The 19,995-nt window shown below is 52.0% G+C and carries 12 protein-coding genes, 1 pseudogene and 1 riboswitch; of the genes and pseudogenes, 2 read left to right on the top strand and 11 right to left on the bottom strand.

What is annotated here, in order from left to right; translation table 11 throughout:
• Position 1: 1 nt before the first annotated feature.
• The 3 genes and pseudogenes from B5D20_RS00245 to B5D20_RS00255 all read right to left on the bottom strand — a co-directional run bounded on the left by B5D20_RS00245 (position 2) and on the right by B5D20_RS00255 (position 2,760).
• A pseudogene (locus B5D20_RS00245) lies at positions 2-1,366 on the bottom strand (sugar transferase).
• Between the two features lie 25 nt (positions 1,367-1,391).
• A complete protein-coding gene (locus tag B5D20_RS00250; protein WP_079906298.1) occupies positions 1,392-2,072 on the bottom strand; it encodes a CpsD/CapB family tyrosine-protein kinase in 681 nt (226 codons plus the stop codon).
• Positions 2,073-2,085: 13 nt separating this feature from the next.
• A complete protein-coding gene (locus B5D20_RS00255) occupies positions 2,086-2,760 on the bottom strand; it encodes a YveK family protein (protein WP_242946588.1) in 675 nt (224 codons plus the stop codon).
• 232 nt (positions 2,761-2,992) lie between these two features.
• Here B5D20_RS00255 and B5D20_RS00260 point away from each other — a divergent pair, with 232 nt between their 5' ends.
• Positions 2,993-4,000 carry a hypothetical protein gene (locus tag B5D20_RS00260; RefSeq protein WP_078664214.1) on the top strand — a complete coding sequence of 336 codons (1,008 nt, stop codon included), beginning with the start codon at positions 2,993-2,995 and terminating at the stop codon, positions 3,998-4,000.
• 9 nt (positions 4,001-4,009) lie between these two features.
• Here the strand turns inward: B5D20_RS00260 and B5D20_RS00265 are convergent, their stop codons facing one another.
• A complete protein-coding gene (locus B5D20_RS00265) occupies positions 4,010-5,071 on the bottom strand; it encodes a S8 family peptidase (protein WP_078664215.1) in 1,062 nt (353 codons plus the stop codon).
• Between the two features lie 133 nt (positions 5,072-5,204).
• Positions 5,205-5,294, top strand: a riboswitch (cyclic di-GMP riboswitch).
• Between the two features lie 128 nt (positions 5,295-5,422).
• Here B5D20_RS00265 and B5D20_RS00270 point away from each other — a divergent pair.
• A complete protein-coding gene (locus B5D20_RS00270; protein ID WP_078664216.1) occupies positions 5,423-6,301 on the top strand; it encodes a transglutaminase-like domain-containing protein in 879 nt (292 codons plus the stop codon).
• A 47-nt stretch (positions 6,302-6,348) separates the two neighbouring features.
• On the opposite strand, the gene B5D20_RS00275 is transcribed toward B5D20_RS00270, so the two are convergent.
• The 7 genes from B5D20_RS00275 to leuB form a co-directional block, all read right to left on the bottom strand.
• The gene (locus tag B5D20_RS00275; RefSeq protein WP_159071813.1) at positions 6,349-8,076 is read right to left on the bottom strand and encodes an S-layer homology domain-containing protein; all 1,728 of its coding nucleotides are present in this window, start codon (positions 8,074-8,076) and stop codon (positions 6,349-6,351) included.
• A 132-nt stretch (positions 8,077-8,208) separates the two neighbouring features.
• Positions 8,209-10,371: a S8 family serine peptidase gene (locus B5D20_RS00280; protein ID WP_078664218.1), complete on the bottom strand. Its 2,163-nt coding sequence runs from the start codon at positions 10,369-10,371 to the stop codon at positions 8,209-8,211.
• A 121-nt stretch (positions 10,372-10,492) separates the two neighbouring features.
• Positions 10,493-12,097, bottom strand: coding sequence for an S-layer homology domain-containing protein (locus B5D20_RS00285; RefSeq protein WP_078664219.1), 1,605 nt, complete (start codon positions 12,095-12,097; stop codon positions 10,493-10,495).
• Positions 12,094-16,824, bottom strand: coding sequence for a S8 family peptidase (locus B5D20_RS00290; RefSeq protein ID WP_078664220.1), 4,731 nt, complete (start codon positions 16,822-16,824; stop codon positions 12,094-12,096). Before B5D20_RS00290 ends, B5D20_RS00285 begins: the two co-directional genes overlap by 4 nt.
• Before the next feature lie 246 nt (positions 16,825-17,070).
• The gene (locus B5D20_RS00295; RefSeq protein ID WP_078664221.1) at positions 17,071-17,271 is read right to left on the bottom strand and encodes a hypothetical protein; all 201 of its coding nucleotides are present in this window, start codon (positions 17,269-17,271) and stop codon (positions 17,071-17,073) included.
• Between the two features lie 38 nt (positions 17,272-17,309).
• The gene (cimA, locus tag B5D20_RS00300; protein WP_242946587.1) at positions 17,310-18,890 is read right to left on the bottom strand and encodes a citramalate synthase; all 1,581 of its coding nucleotides are present in this window, start codon (positions 18,888-18,890) and stop codon (positions 17,310-17,312) included.
• A gap of 17 nt (positions 18,891-18,907) precedes the next feature.
• Positions 18,908-19,993: a 3-isopropylmalate dehydrogenase gene (gene leuB, locus B5D20_RS00305; RefSeq protein WP_078664222.1), complete on the bottom strand. Its 1,086-nt coding sequence runs from the start codon at positions 19,991-19,993 to the stop codon at positions 18,908-18,910.
• Positions 19,994-19,995: the final 2 nt, after the last annotated feature.

The raw sequence follows: 19,995 nt of genomic DNA on the forward strand, positions 1-19,995 counted from the left end.
TTTACTTCCCCTCAGCCATCTTAAATACCGTCTTTACCACCAGCGCCAGATCCAGCCACAAACTGGCCCGATCTATATACTCCATATCCATTTCCATCCATTCTTCAAAACTCACATCATTTCGCCCCGACACCTGCCAGATACAGGTAATCCCCGGCTTCACCGACAGCCTCCTGCGATAGCGGCTATCATACTAGGCCACTTCCCGGGGCAGCGCCGGCCTCGGTCCTACCACACTCATATCTCCCAGCAGCACGTTGATAAACTGCGGTAACTCATCCAGGCTTGTCTTGCGCAAAAACTTGCCCACCCTGGTAATTCGCGGATCATTGGTGATTTTGAACACCGGTCCGTCCATTTCATTGAGATGGGCCACTTCTTTCAGCCGGGCTTCCGCATCCGGCACCATGGTGCGGAACTTGATCATCTTGAAGATCCGGCCATTCAGGCCGACCCGGGGCTGAATGAAAAAGACCGGGCCTTTGGAATCCAGCTTAATCAGGAAAGCAATCAGCAAGAAAACCGGCGCTCCACCAATCAGCACCAGGGAGGAAAAGACCACATCAAAAGCTCTTTTGGCCATCCTCTGCCAGATGTTCTGCTTTGACGGCATATAGGAAATCACCGGTAAATCCGCCAGTTCACCGGCCTGCCCTCTGATCAGCCGTTTTTCACCCAGGTTTGCCAGCAAATGCACCGTTTTGCCTTCTTCTTCCCCCCGGTCAATAACCCACTTCCATTCCTCATAATCCTTGAGCGGCATGGCGATCAGGATTTCATCCACCACTTCCTCATGCAGCACCCGCCCCAGTTCATTGACGGTGCCCAGCCAGCGGATGCCGGGAAGCTGCGCTTCTCCCAGGATTCCAATAATCTGCACATCTTGTCCCGTTTTCTCTTCTATATGCCGCACGGCATAATTGGCCATTTCGCCACTGCCCACCAGCAAAACGCGCACCCTGTCCTCTTTTTGACTCTGCCGGGCATACCAGAGCAGACCAAAACGCGCAAGCAGGCTATATAATAGCAACGAGAGTGAAAATACCCCCAGAAACACCCGGCTGATATCCAGCTTAATCCCTACCAGTAACACCAGCAAGGCAAAAATATATGCCAGCCAGGTTTTGAGCAAGCGCATCATTTGCTTTCCCGGTTCCTGCCAGATCAAACGGTTATCTTCCGCCAGTTTGACGGCCAGCAGCCACAATACAGCAGCTGAAAAGGAAAACAAGCGATCATTGACAGGTATAGCCCCGATCCAGCCAAAACGAAATATTGCCGCTGTCAACACAGCTGCACCGACTACCGGTACCTGGGCCAGCCAGATCAACTCCCGGATAAGTTCTCTTTTGCGGATAATCCCCACTCTCTTCCCCTCTCCTTCCTGTTTTTTATTCGCTCACCCCATAGCTATAATGATAATTATAGTAATAGTAGCTACCCTTCTTCATTTCCACCCCATTCAACACAGCCCCCAGCAGTCGTCCCCCGACCCGCTGAATCCCTTCTTTGGCCAGTCGGGCCTGCTGTCTGCTCACCGCTGCTGCCATCAACACCAGCACCACCCCATCTACCTTCGGTGCCAGCACCAGAGCATCCGTTACAGCCTGGATGGGCGGCGTATCGATGACCACCAGATCTGCCATCTCTTTTAACTTTCTCAGTATACTTTCCATTTCTTCTGCTGACAGCAATTCTACCGGATTGGGGGGAATCGGGCCAGAAGTCAGTACCCTCAACCCGGGCACACTGGTAGTCTGCAGAACATCCTTTAGTTCAAAATCATGGGTCATGACATTGGTCAATCCCCGGCTGTTTTTTAAGTCAAAGATCCTGTGCAAACTGGGCCTGCGCAAATCACAATCCACCAGGATTACTTCCTTTTTCTGCTGGGCCACCAGGGCGGCATAATTGGCCGCTACCGAAGACTTCCCCTCACCCGGGCCAGCGCTGGTAAACAGTATTGTTTTCAGTTCATGGGCCACATTGGCATACTGGATATTGGTCCGCAGCCGCCGGTATGCTTCCGCTACGGGGGATTTCGGTTCCTTGTCCACGATTAGCCGTTCCATCATCTGCCCTCCCTTAATCCCGGCGGGGAATGATGCCCAGCACTGGGATTTCCAGATATTTTTCTACATCTTCCGGTGTCTTGAGACTGTCATCCAGGAATTCCAGCAAGAAGATCAAGCCCGCAGCTACCATTAACCCCAGTACCAGAGCCATAGCCATATTCAGCGCCTTTTTCGGCTTGATGGGTTTTTCCGGCCGTACCGCCGGGTCAACCACCTTCACATTGTCTACCGCCATCATATCCTTGATCTGATCGGCAAAAACATAGGCGACAGTATTCACCAGATGAGCCACCCGTTCCTGGTTGGTATCCTCGGCACTGATGGTCAGCATGATGGTATCCTTCAGCAAACTAACTTTCAGCATCTCCTGGATTTCTTCCGGTTTCAGTTCCCCGCCCAGATTCTGGGCCACTTTTTCCGCCACTGTGCGGCTTTTCACAATTTCGTTATAGGTTTTCACCAGCTCCTTGGCAGCTAGCAAGCTGGTATAGTCATCCCGAATCAATTTCTGGCCACCTTTATTAACCAGTAAGGTCGCTGATGCCTCATATACCGGTGGCAACACAAAAAAACTGAGAATCCCGCTGGTTATTACCGCAATCAGAGGGATTACGATTAAAAGCAATTTGTGTTTCCACAGTATTTGCCCCAGCTCGCGCAGGTCAATTTCCTCTTCCAGCTGCACTGTCATGCCTCCTCGTTTATTTAAAATCATTTTTATCATTTTTTATTATAACTAAATCCCCCCTGATTTTATGTCGAATTGTGTATGCAATTCTATTTTTTTATCGACAAATTTTCTCGTTTTTTGTCGAAAATTTTTCAGTTTTCCTTCTTTTCTCTATCATATTTCGACATATAATATCTTCGCTTTATGTTAAAATTTGAATATATAAACATAAATCGGGGTGAGACTGTTGTCCTTATATATTTTCTTGACTCTGGTTGTCCTATCATTAATAGCTTTCATCCTCAGCCTGCTCTTACTGGAAAGGTGCAAAATCCGCCCAACCCTGATTTCTCTGGGGCTTACCGCCTGCTTTTGGTTGTCAACCGCAGTATACTGGTACCAGTATAAAAGCGAATGGTCCACCGATCCCCACTGGCTCAACTACTACAAAAACTTTCGCGGGCCCGCTCTGGCCTCAGCCCAGGCGGCCAGCACTGTCGACCATCCTGAAGTAATAACCCTGGCAGAACAGACCCGACAGGCCCGGCAGCGCATGCGAGAATTGCAGGCTGTAGCCAGAGGGAAAATCAACGGGGAAAACTTCGATACCTTTCAGTTGCTCTTAACCCAGGGCCGGCTTACTACCTCGGATTTACTGCCCCTCTATCAGCAGGGAGGCTTGTCTCAGGCCCAGTTACTGCAATTTGTGGACAAGGGCCTGCTCAGTGTGGAGCAATGGCAGGAGCTGGAGGAACAAATCAAAGAGGCGGCTGCCAAAAAAGCCACACCAGCCCCGCCGGCTCCCGCCCCGGTTAACCAGAAACCGGTCGCTCCTGTCGCCCAGCTGCAGGCCCGGCAACCCGGTACTACCGGTGCGGAAACGGTGGCTCTGGCCCTGGCCAGCCAGGCCAAGCAGCTGAGCCGGGCCCAGCTGGATCAGATGGTGCTAGCTCAACTCAAAACCGTTCCTGATGCGCAAATCCAGGCCCTTTTGCCGGACCTCACCCCTGATACCGGTCGAGAGCAACTGACTGTGATCATCGTCAACAAACTGGTGGGCTGGAATCGCAATGAGCTGGCTGCCCGCTTCCTCTACGAATTCTATCGCTTGCCAGAAGCAGAGCAAAAACTATTACTGCAAAAACCCCTGACCACTTTACCACCCCAGCAGCAAATCCAGGCCCTCAGCAAACCCCTGGCCCTGCTGGTCAGTGACACCCTGGCCGGTCTGCAAAGATTGCTGGCCGCAAACTGAAAACCCCGCTTAGCGGGGTTTTCTTTTGCCCAGAACCTGGATACCAGTGGGCAGCCCATAGCCATACCAGCTGTCCCATCCTTTACTGCCCAGATCAATTGCACCAGCTGTCAGCCGTTGCCTGATCTCTTTCGCTTTCAGCCTGGGATAGGCGGATTTCAATAAGGCTGCCAGCCCGGTGATATGGGGACTGGCCATCGATGTTCCGCTCATCACCTTATAATCTCCCCCCGGTATAGTACTGAGAATCTCCACCCCCGGCGCTACCAGATCCAGGGCCGGGCCAGTGCTGGAAAAGGGAGCCCGTTGCCACTGACGGTCAATCGCTCCTACGGCCATCACTTCCGGATACCTGGCCGGATAGAGAACGGTATCCCCTTTTCCTTCTTCGTTCCCAGCATTGCCCGCCGCAGCCATTAGCAGGATTCCCGCTCTGGCTGCTCTTTTCACCGCATACCGCAAAAGGGGATTGTTCTGTTTTCCTCCCAGGCTCAGGTTGACTATATCCAGCCGGTTTTTGATCGCCCACTCCAGACCAGCCGCTATATCACTGTACCAGCCGCTCCCCGCACTGTTCAGGGCCTTGATGGCAAACAACTCGACCCCCGGGGCAATCCCGACTACCCCTTGGCTATTGTCCTGAGCCGCTATTATTCCGGCCACATGGGTGCCATGACCATTATCATCCTGGAAGCTGTCCCCTGTCAGCGCAATCCCCCCGGCCACCTTCAAATCAGGATGCTGTAAATCAATTCCTGTATCCAGCACCCCTACCCTTACTCCTGAACCATTGACCCCCAGCTGGCTCGCCACCTGCGGGCCTGCCAGCACCGCCACCCCCCAGGGTATTTGCTGTTCCTGGGTGGTGGCCTGTTCATCTTCAAAAACTTCCATTACCCCGCGCAGGTTCCGTATCTGCTCAACTTCAGTCTGGTTCAGTTCAATTACCAGATAAGGCATAGTTTCAAAACTGCGGACTATCTTGCCGGAAAGAGAGCGCAGTAAGCCTTCACGCCGCCGTCGCCAGTAACGTTCTTCCAGTTTGAGAATATAACGCTTCTTGCCTTCCATCCGGTTTGCCTCCTCTGTCTTTTTGTTGCATTATATTCCGCTGTCGTTAAATTGGCGATTTTTCTATTAAATTAGAACTTCTTGCTAGAGGCAGGATTTTTCCATTTAACCCCGAATATATTGGGTAAGAACAGAAGACAACGGGCAAACCAGGCGAAAGCCTGGGGCGCAAAGCCATGGGTCTAAGGTTCCCGTTGGGAACTATGATTGCCAGGCTGCTCATATGGCAAAGGGTAATGGCATCTATAGCCATTTTGAGCAGCCTGCTTTCCAGTGGAAAGCAGGCTGTTTCTTTCCCACCCTTTACTGTACGCGCCCCCGGCTTTCCCTTCCCGCTGGGGGCGATATTTTATGAGGAAGCGAAGCGTGAGTCTGATTCTCCTGTTTCTGCTCTGGCTAATAGCCGCAGTGCCGGCCTGGGCAGCTGCCCAGCCTGGTGTCAGGTGGCTGGATCCCTTAACTTCCGAATTGGTGAAGGTAAAAATCAATCCCGCCCAGCCGGGACAATTGCTGATTCAGGGTCAGAACTTGCCTGCCGGACAGGTACTGGTGGAAATCCGTCGCGGCGATGACCGCGCCGCCTATTACTTCCCGGTTCGTAACGGTGCTATCAATGGTTCCTTCTGGTTGCGCTTTGGCAGCGGCCAGTATTACCTGACCGTTTATCTCCCGGCCGGTGCTAATTTCCTCTACCAGATCGAGGCTGAAGCACGTCTGGAAGCTATCGACTTGCCGGACCGACGTTATCTCCTGCCTGGCAGTGGCGTGGAAAGCGACCATCCCGTTGTGCGTAAACTGGCTCAGGATCTGGCTGGCAAAAACGCTGGCGCCAGACAAAAAGCCTATAATATCTACCGCTGGGTCACCAGAAACATCGCCTATGATGCTGCTCGCCTCAGCAGCCAGCAACTTTACGGTCCCGGTTCCGGTGCCCTGGCCACTCTGGCCAGCCGCAAGGGCCTCTGTCTGGACTACGCCAACCTGACGGTAGCTCTCCTGCGCGCTGCCAGCCTGCCTGCCCGAGTCGTGGTTGGACAAGCCTATGACCGCATCTGGTACGAACACGCCTGGGCCGAAGTCCTGCTGGACGGCAAATGGCAACCCCTGGACCCTACCTGGGATGCCGGTTACCTGGCGGGCAACCGATTTATCCCTCGTGCCCAAACCCTCTACTTCTCCATGTCCTACAGCCAGTTCTACCGCTACCACCGGGCGGAAGAATACCGATAAACTGCAAAAGCGGTACCTCGCCTTACGGCCTGGTACCGCTTTTTCCCTTATGACATCAATCTGGCCAGCAATGCTGCCAGTTCAGCTCTTGTCGTCACTCCTGCCGGAGCCAGTTTATCTTTTTTCCGTCCTTTCAGGATGCCGGCTTCCACCAGTTTGTTCACTGCTCCCTGCGCCCAGGTGGCTACCTGCTGCCGGTCGCTGTAGCTCTCCAGCTTACCGCCATTTCCGCCCTTGATTTTGCTCCCATAAGCCCGTTCCAGGATCACTGCCAGCTCCTGCCGGGTTAACTTATCCCCTGGCCGAAACTTGCCCTGATACCCCTGCATCAGTCCGGCTTTAGCTGCTGCTGCCACATAGGACGCATACCAGGCTGAGCTTTGTACATCGCTAAAGGTGGCAGCGGTATTATCCTCAACTTCTACTCCTGTAGCCTCCACCAGCATTTTAGCCGCTTCTGCCCGGGTAACCGGCCGCTCTGGCCGGAAGTATCCCTGCTCATCTCCATCGATTACGGCCAACCCGGCGATTTTTTCGATCTCCCCTCTGGCCCAGTGTTTAGCAGTATCGGAGAAACTGTTTTTCACAGCTACTACTCCATATAAACCGCCCCTTTTAACAACTGCTGTGATCGTCCCCCTGGTAGTATCAGCGCTCTGTTGCCGCACTTTCAGTTTTTGCCCATTGCCTTTAAATTCGAAAACATAAACATTTTTCCAATTCTTGACTTTATTCTGATCTAGCTTCAAACTAATTTTGAATGCTTGTGGCGGCTTGAAGGACAGAACCAGATCATAAACCGGACTTAACAATTCTCCCCTAACGATAAAAGGAGGCTCTTCATAGGTCTTAACATACAGCAAGGCATTGGCCGGCAAGCTGGCATTGCCGAAATCCACTGCCAGGCGCCCCTGGTCTGCACTTACTGCTGCCCCGTTAGTCGGCAGGGAAAACTCCTCCACCCGGGAAGGAGCCAGCGGCCTGCCCGGCCGGATACTTACCGGCGCTTTAAACAGTGCCTCAGCTACTGCCTGGTGCCCGGCATCGGAGAGATGAGCATTATTATAGTCCTGATAAATGGGATCCTTTCCTTTGCCAAGATATTTGGCCACCCCCAGCTCCTGCAGGGACTTGAACACATCCACAATCACCACAGGAGGCATATAGGGGTCACTGTTGACCTGTTTCACGGCATCAGCAATAAAACCATTCAGGTAAGGAATCAACAAATCAAAGGCTTCATACTTTTTCTCTGCCGGGTCGGTAGCTCTCACCCCTGGAACTTTTTCTCCGGGTGCCGGGTTGTAGAAGTTGAGCAGATAGATGGTAGTGTCCTTACCGGTATTAATAGACCTTATTAATTGCACCGCAGTAATCAAGTTCTCTTTCAACTCATTCCCGGCCTGCCGGTAATTGTGGGGATTGCGTCTTACCGCCTGCATGAAATCATGGGCGCCAAACCAGATGGTAATCACCCTGGCCTTTTTGATCGCTTCCCGATTGGCCGGATCGGTAACAAACCGGAGCAGATCCCTGCTGGTAGCCTGTTCTTCTGCGATCAGGGTCAATTCCTTGACGCCCCGCCTGTCTTTTATTTGCTCGTAAAATCTCTGGACATAACTTTTAGAGCTGCCTACACCCAGGGCCAGCGAATCCCCCAGGGCCACATAGCCCACACCAGCCTTGTCTTCAGCTGCCCCTGCCTGCCGCGCAGGAAAAAATTCCGTCAACAGCAAGAATAGGACGCAAATGACGGAAATTATTTTTTTATGCAAACTTTTCAGCCCCTTTCTGCAGAATATTCTATACAATAAATTTCTTTTTCTATATTTGTTTTGATTTTCCTGCTCTGGTTAAGCAAATATTTTTAGTCATATTTCGACAAAAACCTGCAACTTGCGTTTTTTTCATGCCTGGCTGTCCACCGTTAATGGTACAATCATTGAGCTGATAATTCGTTCTTCTGCTGCCAGAACCAGCACTTTTAGCACCAATACCGTCAAGTCCGGATACGCTGTAGCATCCAGCGTCCAACTTACCGGACCCGTGCCATTCGGGTATCTGATTCCCAGCCGCTGATCATTTACCAGCAGCTCTGCCCGGCTAACCGGATCACCGAATCGCACCTTGACTTCTTTTTTCCCCCAAATTCTCGTCCCCGGAATGGGACTGAGCCACAGGATCTCCACCCCTTTTTGCACCTTTACCGCCGGACTTATAGCCCGTCTGCCCCCTGGTGTGTAGGCAATAGCTTTAAGAATATGGCTTCCCGCCCTTTTCTCCTTAAGTGATAAGGCAAACCGGTATGGTTGAGTGCCACCAGCTATACTGCCAATAAGTTCTTCGTCCCAAAACATCTCGACCCGTTCTATTCCTTCCTGGTCACTGGCTTGCACAAAAACATCGACAGTATCTCCGCCCAGTACACTGCCAGCTGCCGGGGCATAAATTTGCACTACTGGATTGCGCACCTTAACCTGAACACTGCCTGTTCCAGTCATACCTGTAGCAGTAATACCGATAATTTTCAGGGTATGCACTGATAATCCACTTTGACTGACCTCACCGCTGTCCCAGCTAAATTCCACTTCATTAGCTGTCACTCGGGCCTCTTCCCGCTTAATGCCATCTACATAAAATTCCGCCCCTTCGATCACCGCATTAGGTGAAAACACAGCCCGTACCCGCACCTGATGCCTGGCTACTGTTCCCGCCGGTGGCTCAAGGATAGTTACCGTTGGTACAACCTTTACTATTTGCCTCAGTTCTCCCAGGTTACCCATACCATCAAGCGCATATACCGTTAACTGGTGTTCACCCACAGGCACTTTCCGAGTATCCCAGGCATAACGGTAAGGTGCTGTCGTCCATTTGGCCACTGGTATCTGGTCAATCAACAGCTGTACTTCTTTTATTCTACTGGGATCAAAGGCCAGAATTTCCAGGTTTACTTCACCGCTAACAGGTTCACCAGGCGGCAAGCCCATAAGGTAAAGCTGAGGTGGCGTATTGTCAGGTTGTGTTTGCGGCAAAACTAACCCCCCGGTAGGCAACCCATAACCATACCAGGAGTCCCGTCCTTTCGGCCCCAGATCAATTACTCCTTCCCCCAGCCGCCGCCTGAGCTCTGGGGCTGTTAACTGAGGTAGAGCAGATTTCAGCAGAGCTGCCAGCCCGGTAATATGCGGCGTAGCCATGGAGGTACCGCTCATTGTCCTATATCCTCCCCAGAGATTGGTGCTGAGTATTTCCACCCCGGGGGCAGCCAGTTCTACCTGGGGTCCGGTACTGGAAAAAGCCGCTCGTTGCCATTGTCGGTCAATAGCCGCCACAGCAATCACTTCTGGATATTTAGCCGGGAACAGTACCGTATCCCCGCTCCCCTCTTCATTGCCGGAATTGCCTGCTGCCGCCACCAGCAATATTCCAGCATTAGCCGCCTTTTTCACCGCTGCCCGCAGTAAGGCATTATCCTGATTTCCACCTAAACTCAGGTTAATTATATCAAGCTTGTTTTTTACCGCCCATTCTAGCCCGGCAGCTATATCGCTGTACCAGCCATTACCGGCGCTGTTCAGTGCTTTAATAGCAAACAGCTCAACACCCGGTGCTACGCCCACCACACCCTGATCATTGTCCTGTGCTGCAATTATTCCAGCTACATGGGTACCGTGGCCATTGTCATCCTGAAAGGAATTGCCCACAAAGGTTATTCCACCAGCAACTCGCAGGTCCGGATGATTTAAGTCAATGCCAGTGTCCAGTATACCCACTCGTACCCCTTCTCCACGGATACCGGACTGGGTTGCGCCCTTGGACCCTTTGATGACCGACACTCCCCAGGGTACCTGTTGCTCCTGTGTGGTAGCCAACCCGTCCTCAAATATTTCCACTAATCCATCCTCTCCCCGTATGCTGTTAGCTTCTTCAGAACTTAATGCCACCACCAGATACGGTAGGGTCTCATAAGTATGAATTATTTTCCCCGCCAACGAACGATTCAGAAGTTTAGCCTTTTTCCGCCAACCCCTATGCTTCAGCCTGATAATATAGCGCTTAATTTCTTCCATTTTGGTTAGCCTCCCAGTTTTTCCTTTACTCCAGTATATTCTGCTGTCGCTAAATTTGTTTTGATAATCAAAAGACCTCCGGCCCGCTATTCCTGCGGACCGGAGGTCCTTTCCCTTTTAACTACATCAACCCGGCTTTCACCAGCAATCGTTGCAACACCAGAGCCGTTTCCGCCCGGCTGGCCTTGTTCCCACCATTAAACCGTCCTTTCTCATCCCCGGCAAACAGCTCCAGTTTCACCGCTGCGGCCACATCCTCCTGCGCCCAGGTGCTGATCTGCTGCCAGTCCTGCAATTTGGCCAGCTCCGCCTTTGTTTCCGGCTTTACCTCGGTACCGGCCAGCTTCATGGCTCTCACCAGGATCACCGCCATCTCCTCCCGGCTTACCGGTTGTAAAGGCCGGAAACGCCCATCTTGATAACCTACCAGCAAACCGGCCGCCGTCGCTTCAGCCACTGCCCTGGCATACCAGGCCTGAGCCGGTACATCAGAAAAAGCTTTAGCCGAACCAGTCTGCTGTTCGGACAAACCCAGGGCCCGCACCAGCATGGCTGCCAGCTCCGCCCTGGTCACCTTGCCCGCAGGATTGAACCGTTTCGCATCGATCCCTTTAATGATCATCCTGCCGGCCAGCTGTTCCACCTCTTTCCTGGCCCAGTGCTGGTTCAGATCAGCAAAAGTCCGCCGGGAAGCCGCAACAACTGCATAAGTGCTGTTGCTGCGCCTTTTTATCACTACTGCTACTTTACCGTTCTCTCTGGTCACCAGGGTGGGGACCGGGGCAAAACTGCCATCGGCATTTAATACTACCCCTACCAGATTTTCCTGCCCTGTGCCAGCATAATACAGGGTACGGCTGACATAGCGGTTAAATTGCCTGACTTCCTGCTTTTGCCCGTCATTAATCACTTCTACCTTGAATTCTACCGGTGTAACGGCCAGTTCCAGACCAGCTGCTGCCATTGCCTGCCGCCACTGCTTCTCTTCCTCAGCCTTGATTTTACTGATGGTCAGTACCAGCCCGCCATTGGCCTTCTGCCCCTCCAGGGCCTGTAGAGGCAGAGTGTAGCCGGCGCTCTCCGTTTGGATTTCGAGGGTTACTGCTTTTTCCTCCATTATTTTAAATACTGGGGATGGTATGGTTATACGGTTTTCCGCGGCTGTCCCACTTACAGTAAGATTAACCTCTCCCCGAACAGCAACCTGGCTGAGAGCAGCTGCGGCTCTGGCTTCATCCAGGACTGTCTCCTGCACCTGACGGCCATGCTCCTCCCGGACCTGGCTACTGGCACTGTTCCCCAGGTCAACGGCACTAGCAGGCGCAGGGCTGCTGCTGCCACCGCCTCCGCTGCCTCCTCCGCCTGTTATTTGAGGCTGTTTGTATTCATATTCGGTTTCATAGGGCGCATCATTACCTTCACCGCCCAGCCTGATTTTATACAAACCTTTAACCGGGCGGCTGACCGGTCCCTGAAAACTGAAGGCTCCCCGGGCGCCGGTTAAACCCTGATCAATATATACCGGTTTCCCTTCCGGGTCAAAAATCAAGAGGGTTACCATTTTTCCAGCCAGGTCGCCAAAATTTCCGGTAATGACAAACCTGCTGTCTGAGTGCCGGAAACTGACGCTAACATTGCTGAATCCCGCTGCTGCCCGGGCCGGGTTAATTCCCGACCCGAACAGCATAAACAACAGGGCTAATATTATTATTGGATATTTTCTCACCGGGCCCCATTCCTTTCCGCTGCAGTGATAAAAAATTCCTTGCTTAATGGCGTCGCTTTAGTTTCAGCCAGATTCATGCCATCCCAGATAAAGACTTTAACTTTGTAGCCATTAACATTACTGGGCAGGTTAAAACCGGCATGCAAATGTTCAATAGTTCCAGCTTCAATGAATTTGGAGACATAAGCGAAATTCTCCATCTGGTTATGCTGGTTATACAGGGCAACGATGACCATTACTTGCTGCCCTTGTGCCTGACAATTTCTCACTTCCACCTCTGCATCCAGACTTTTCCCGTCTACCAGGAAATCAGCCCGCTCACCATTATACAGGAATTGGACCTTGATGCTAAAAGGATTTTCTGCCCAGACAAATTTAATAGTATAAACCTTTTCTGTGCCATCTTCCGCCGTTACCGTAATCAGGGCTAGCGAATTGCCGGGCGCTGGTTTCTGGATCTCCACCCTGGCCAGCTCGTCCTGAGCAAAGGCTTCTACCGTGGGCAACTCCGCGCCATAGGGCAACGTCACCGTGTATTCGGTCTTATTCGGCTCGAAATCTGCCAGCGGCTGGCCGTTAATCAAAATCCTGGCCAGATCGGCATTATTACCCGGCAATATGGTAAATTCCCTGTTCTGCGTCAGGGTTTGCGATGGGCTCACTCCCAGATAAAGCTCAGCCCTGTAAGTTTGTCCGGTCTGGAAAACGGGACTGAGCCAGTGGCTGATTTCCCGATAGTGGAGATAATCCTTTTTATGCACCAGCTGCTTGCCCTGTTGATCGTAGATGTTCAGAATGGGCGCAATCAGGAAGTGATTTTTCTTCTGGATTACATTCAATCCGGACTGTTTATGGAAATCCATAAACAGATAGTCGCCTTGCTTATCCTTCACCAGCACCTGGCCCTGGCGGTAAATCTCATAGTAATCAGAGTAAGCCCAGATATTGGTTAAGCGATTACCATGAGAATCAGCAATCTTTACCGTTCCCGTCAGCGTATCTCCGCGGCGGAACTCATCTTTTAGCTCAAACTCCATGTGCATTTCGTCGTCAAATTCGAGCGTGGCTGCACCGTCAACGGTTCTGGCGACATCTTCTCCCAGGACATAGAACCAGTGTTCTTCATTCTCCTGTTTATTGAGCAAGTACTGGAACCGGTATTGACCGGGAGAAACTTTAAATTGCCGTGCAGCCCCGGGATCAATTAAGTATCCGAATAGGCCGCCTGCCTGATTCAGTACAATCTGGGAATCATCGTCATTTTCCACGCTGAGCGTTACAGCATTTGCCAGAGAAAATTCCATCTGGCCCCCTGCATCCGCCGGCACCGTCTGATTCGCAGCAGTCAAATAGGCTAGAGTTTGCTGGTTTTGTTCATCCCAGACATAGAGGGCGAAATCGTAGCTGCCCGGGGTCAGGCGCACACTTTCCTGATCATTGATGTCGGTCAACCAGGTCTCCCACAGCACCTTCCCTCTGGCATCTTTCAACCTGGCAATGGCAGAGGCATAGCCATTAAAGTCCTCTGGCAAATCTGCCCTAAACTGAACCTTTGTAGTCTTAGAAAGATCAACTTTTAGAACATGATCTACGGTTTCTGCTTTCTTGAATTCAAACCAGGCCAATGCCCGTTCTTCTGCTTCGGTATTTTGCACCAGCAGATAATACTGCCGGTCTTCCGCGAGCAATCCGCCGGGGATGGCGACCATGCCGTTTTCATCGCCATAATCAGCATAAATTGGAAAAGAAGATTCCTGGTCAGGTGTTACTTCGAAAATCAGCAGGAACGGATTTCGGGCCGGTGTTTGGCCATCCACATCGGTTACCTGAACGGTGATTTCGCCCAGGGTATCTTTCCCATCTTCATGTGCCACCTGGAACCCAGTTTCAGCCTGCTGATCTTTTACCAAAGGCCCGCCGTTCAGGGTATATCTGGCTGTATATTTGCCTTCTGCCAGGTTTTCCGTGGCAATGAAAAAGTTGCTCCAAAAGGCTTCGGCTTTGGCATTGACTACTTCATTGCCTTCCTGATCATAAATCTTCATTTCCGGCCAGACGAAGCCGCTTTCTTCTTCCTCCTGCAGACCCTTTGCCGACAGGTTCACAAATTTCGGTTTACCCTTTTCACCTTTCAACAACATTTGTACTGTGCCGTCCGGTTCTGTTTCCCCTTTTTCCCGGTAAACTTCCCATAAACGCTGGCCAGCTTGAGTTTGGGTCAACACCTGGCCAACAACTTCCTGCGTCTGCATATAGGGATCAGGTTCAAAAACCTGTAACGTAGTTGACCATTCTCCTCCCAGGTCTATTTCCTGGACTTGGCCGGCCGTAAGTGTGAGTGGTTGCATTAGTGATGTAAAATAAAACCAGTTCATTTTGGTTTCATCCGTAGTTTCATTAAGAAAGGCAGGGAAATAATCGCGGGCTGTTACCAGGGCTTCCACATCCTTGGTCAAAGGCAATCCGATTCCGACTCCGTCCAGAAAAGCCGTTACCTGCAGCTTATCCGGCGTGGTATCGCTCAAACGCACAATCCCGGCTTTTTCCAGATCGAAATTTACAGTTTTTATGTCCTGCATTCCGTTCAGGCTAATATTCTCGGTTTGCAACATCATAATCTGATGGTCTGAAGGATCGGTTTCCAGAGCCTGGAACCGGTATAACCCTTTATCCACATATGCCATTAATTCGCCATTGGCATCAGTTTTGCCCAGCGGCAAGGAGAAGCCGTAATAGTTAAAATCATTTTCTATCATGTCTATCATGATTTCAGCAGCAGCTACCGGCTGATTCTGGCGATCTTCCAGCTTGACCTTAACCTGCTGTAAGCCTGTACCATAGAAAGTAATTTTCCCGGGTTGGCTCACTGTTTTGCGGTATAAAAAGGGCGTAGAGTCCGGCAGATACGGGTCACTCAAAACATATAAGTCATACTTGTTGCCGTCTACCGCATCTGCTGCCGGTATAGTTAACTGGCCAAAATGGTCGGTAATGCCAAAGTAGGCAATGTCTAAAGGCCAGCCATCATGCCATCCCTGTTCGTCCCAGTAGCCTTTGTGCATCAAGATTACCCAGGCCCGATCAGCCGGTTTCCCTTCCGGATCAAAAACCTGAACCTGTATCCCGTTTTGGGGCTCTCGTTTAACCTGAAAAGATAATTCTTCTGTTGCTACTGTTTCCTGGCCCTCAACTAATTCCGCCTTGATCAGATAATCGCCGTCAGGTAAAGGAATGGTCTCACCAGTATTGGTCAGCACTTTATCAATATCCAGCTCGGTCAGATAAACAAATTTGTCTTCCTGTACTTCCTGATCCGGCAGAGAAATTTCCGTGTTATCAGGCCCGATTAAGGTTAATTTCAAAGTCTGCCCGGAGCGTGGCTGGTTCAGTTCTACTTTAACGTCTGTCTTACCCCAGATCAACTGGCCTGGCCGCGGATTGTGGATTTGGACCCTGGTTATTTTATTCTCCAGATTGTTTAATGCTTTCTGGATATCCAGCAGGCCATAACCATATTTATCATCAAAGCCCGGGGCCCCCAGGTCTTCGGCATTGGCCAGGAGAATAGCGGCTATTTCCTGCTGTTTTAAATCTGGTTTAACGGCTTTGAGCAATGCCGCAGCTCCGGCCACATGGGGAGCAGCCATGGAAGTACCGGATGCGTAGAGATAGGATGCGCCCTGATCTTTGATAAACTTTTCCTGGAAGTACTTATCATCCTTATAATAATCATAGACAAATTCCGGAATAGAGCTGAGAATTTCCACACCAGGCGCTACCAGATCCAATTTGCGCCCCCAGTTAGAAAAGTATGCTTTTTCCTTGTTCTCATCGATTGCGCCTACTGCCAGTACCCCCGGCAAACTGGCCGGAGTAAAGTATTCTACATTATCATCGCTGTTGCCGGCAGCAGCTACAATTAGAGCCCCCTTGTTTTGGGCATATGCTACTGCCTCAGCCAGGGTCCGGCTGTAGACCTTGCCACCCAGGCTCATGTTGATTACCGCTGCTCCCCGGTCAGCGGCATAGCGAATACCTTCGGCAATATCAAATACACTGCCGGAACCCCAGGCGTTCAGCACCTTTACCGGCAAAATGCGGATATTGGCCGGCCCGCTTACCCCGCTAATACCCCGGCCATTAATAGCCGCAGCGATAATCCCGGCCACATGGGTACCGTGGCCTTCGTCATCCATGGCATCATCGTCATTGTTAACTAGATCCCGGTCATACTCGGTGTCCACTCGATCTTTGAGATCAGGGTGAGTATAGTCCACCCCGGTATCCACCACTGCCACCGTTACTTCCGGAGCAGTAGGATAGATAAGGTTCCAGCTTTCCGGAGCCTTGACTGCTGGTAATCCCCACTGTAATTCCTGCAAAGGTTCTGCCGGTTGTACATCTGCCTTCTGAAGAATATAGTTGGGTTCTACATATTCGATGTCGGCTGCTGCCATCATGTCCTGCAGTTTTCTGGTATCCTGTCCCGGCCTGGCCTTGACCAGCAACCGGTCACCCTTTTCCTTCAGGACAGTGATGCTGGCTTTTTGCAGATTAGCCTTGACTTTCTTGCCTGCCTGCTTGTTACGCAGCTTGACGATATACTCGCCTGGGGTAGATTGTATCTGACCCATGTTTTTTCCTGGTACCGTGCCAGCTGCCGCCGGCATGACCTGGCTCAATAACAGGATGAAAACTAGCATTAAGCTGAGCAGCCTTTGTTTCATTTACCCCTCACCCTTTCATGATTTTGGTAATACACGTAAATATAGTAACATAAGGTAAGGGGATTTTTTTGTCGAAGTATACTTGAGTTAAGCAAATATTTTTGTCAAATTTTGTCTAAAAAAGACCGCTGGCCCCTTTTTTCTGTGGACCAGCTTCTTTTTAATTTTGAACCTAAAAATAAATTAGCGGACCCTGCTATCTGTTTAGCAAGGTCCGCCTAGCTTTTCAAACTCAAGATATCATATTTATTCTTTCTTCTCCCTTATGGCCTTTGCCAGTTCTATGCATTTCTGAAATATTGCTGTGTTATCTTTAGGATTTTCCAGCCGTTCAATCAATTTTTTCGCAGCTGAACCAGTAAAGACTGGTGCTGGCTTCATGGAAACTGCCATCATCTCCACCTCCACTTCCCCCTCAGTTTCTTTTTGCTTTGGACTATCATCCATAATTATATACCTTCTTTCTTGAAAAGACCCCCGGTCCGCTACTCCTGCGGACCGGAGGTCTTTTTCCGTTTCAGTAACCCATAGGCCAGACTGTCCACTAAAGCCTGCCAGCTGGCTTCGATAATATTTTCCGATACCCCCACTGTATTCCAGCTGTCATGGCCATCGGTGGTTTCAATCAACACCCGTACATTTGCTTCTGTGCCTGCCTTTTCATTCAGAACCCGTACCTTGTAGTCACTCAATTGCATCTCCCGGATGGCGGGGTATACCCCCTCCAGGGCCTTGCGCAGGCAGCGGTCCAGGGCATTCACCGGGCCATTGCCTTCCGCAGCGGTATGAATAATTTCGTCCCCTACTTGCAATTTGATCACTGCCTCCGAGTGGAAGCGCTCCCCTTCCCGCTTCTCATTGATCACCCGAAAGGCCACCAGATTAAAGGGATACTGGTAGTTCTCAAAAGCCCGGCGCAACATCAGTTCCAGAGTGCCCTCCGCTCCTTCAAACTGGAAGCCCTGATGTTCCAGTTCCTTGATCTCCTGCAGGATGGCTCTAGCTTCGGCACTGATGTTGTCCAGGTCCAGCCCCAGTTCCTCTGCTTTATAGACGATATTACTGGCCCCGCTCAGTTCGGAGACCAGGACGCGGCGCTCATTGCCCACCAGCTCCGGGTTCAGGTGTTCATAGGTGCCCGGGTTTTTCAGGATGGCACTGACATGGATACCACCCTTGTGGGCAAAGGCGCTTTTGCCTACAAAGGGTAAATTGTTGGGATGGTGCAGGTTGGCCAGCTCGCTGACATAGCGGGACAGCTCGGTCAGATGGGCCAGCTGCTCCCGGGGAATGGTCTCCGCAGCCATCTTGAAAGTGAGATTGGGCAGGATGGAGCAGAGATTGGCATTGCCGCAGCGCTCCCCGAACCCGTTAATGGTGCCCTGCACCATGGTAGCGCCTCCCTGGACCGCCGCCAGGGAGTTGGCCACCGCCAGTTCGCCATCATTGTGGCAGTGGATGCCCAGGGGCAGGGCAAATTCCTGCCCGATCTGGCGGGTAATTTCCTGCACTTCCCAGGGCAGGGAACCGCCATTGGTATCACAGAGAACCAGCCAGCTGGCTCCGCCGTCCCGGGCTGCTGCCAGCACTGCCCGGGCATAGTCAGGATTGGCCTTGTAACCATCGAAGAAATGCTCGGCATCGAAGATTACCTGCCGGCCCTGCTGCACCAGATAGGCAATGGTTTCCCGGATAATGCGCAGGTTTTCATCCAGGGTGGTATTGAGGGCCTCGGTGACATGCAGGTCCCAGCTCTTGCCGAATACAGTCACCCAGTAAGTGCCGGCCTCCAGCAAGGCCTGAATGATAACATCCGTTTCCGGCCGCTGGCCTACCCGGCAGGTGCTGGAAAAGGCTGTCAGGTGGGAACGGGCCCATTCCTGCTCCCGGGCCCGCTGGAAAAACTCCATGTCCTTGGGGTTGGAACCGGGCCAGCCCCCTTCCACCCAGTGAAAACCCATCTGCACCAGACGCCCGGCGATTTTCAGCTTGTCATCCACAGAAAAGGAGATGCCTTCCCCTTGGGTGCCGTCCCGTAAAGTGGTATCGTAGATTTTTACCGCCAAGGGTGTTCCTCCTTTCCTTAGCCTAAAATAGCGGCTACTTTTTCTGCCACCAGATCCCCCATGGCCCGACAGCCTACCAGTTTGGCTCCCTCCTCCCAGAGGTCAGCCGTCCGGTAGCCTTCAGCCAGCACTTCAGCCACTGCCTGTTCGATGGCCTTTGCTCCCTCTTCACAATCCAGGGAGAACTTCAACATCAGGGCCACGGAAAGGATGGTAGCCAGGGGGTTGGCCTTGTCCTGACCGGCGATATCGGGAGCTGAGCCGTGGCTGGGCTCATACAGGGCCACTTCGCCCCCCAGGGAAGCGGAAGGCAGCATGCCGATGGAACCAGCCAGAACCGAAGCCTGGTCGGTCAGGATATCTCCGAACATATTCTCGGTGACAATCACATCAAACTGTTTGGGCCAGCGCACCAGTTGCATGGCGCAGTTGTCCACATACATATGCTCCAGGGTGACATCGGGATAATCCTGAGCCACCCGTTCCGCCACCCGCCGCCAGAGGCGGGAGCTTTCCAGCACATTGGCCTTGTCTACAGAGGTGACCTTGCGGCGGCGCTTGCGGGCCAGCTCAAAGGCCAGGCGCACAATCCGCTCGATTTCCCCTTCCGTATAGACCAGAGTATCGATGGCCGTTTCCTGGCCGTCTTCCCGGCGGAAGGTTTTTTTCTCCCCGAAATAGAGGCCGCCGGTCAATTCCCGCACTGCCAGCAGGTCCAACCCCTCAATCAGCTCCGGCTTCAGCGGGGAAGCCTTGGCCAGCGGAGCAAAGAGAAAAGCAGGGCGCAGGTTGGCATACAGTCCCAGCTGCTTGCGCAGGGGCAGCAGTGCCCCTGCTTCCGGACGGAGATGGACCGGCAGGTTATCCCATTTGGGCCCCCCAACTGCCCCCAGCAGGATAGCGGTGCTGCGGCGGCAGAGATCCAGAGTGGCTTCCGGCAGCGGGGTGCCGGCGGCATCAATGGCCGCTCCTCCGATCAAACCTTCCTCAAACTCCAGTTCCAGCCCCAGGCGGCTGGCCACTACCTCCAGCACTTTCCGGCCCTGAGGCACGATTTCCTGGCCGATGCCATCCCCGGGCAAAAGGGCGATCAGTTTTGTCATCA

The organism is Carboxydocella sporoproducens DSM 16521 (assembly GCF_900167165.1).
GTDB lineage: Bacteria > Bacillota.

Bases quoted from the DNA above. Each gene is read 5' to 3' on its own strand.
- B5D20_RS00250 (WP_079906298.1), bottom strand. From the start codon at position 2,072: ATGGAACGGCTAATCGTGGACAAGGAACCGAAATCCCCCGTAGCGGAA.
- B5D20_RS00265 (WP_078664215.1), bottom strand. From the start codon at position 5,071: ATGGAAGGCAAGAAGCGTTATATTCTCAAACTGGAAGAACGTTACTGG.
- B5D20_RS00270 (WP_078664216.1), top strand. From the start codon at position 5,423: ATGAGGAAGCGAAGCGTGAGTCTGATTCTCCTGTTTCTGCTCTGGCTA.
- B5D20_RS00280 (WP_078664218.1), bottom strand. From the start codon at position 10,371: ATGGAAGAAATTAAGCGCTATATTATCAGGCTGAAGCATAGGGGTTGG.
- B5D20_RS00290 (WP_078664220.1), bottom strand. From the start codon at position 16,824: ATGAAACAAAGGCTGCTCAGCTTAATGCTAGTTTTCATCCTGTTATTG.
- B5D20_RS00295 (WP_078664221.1), bottom strand. From the start codon at position 17,271: ATGGATGATAGTCCAAAGCAAAAAGAAACTGAGGGGGAAGTGGAGGTG.
- leuB (WP_078664222.1), bottom strand. From the start codon at position 19,993: ATGACAAAACTGATCGCCCTTTTGCCCGGGGATGGCATCGGCCAGGAA.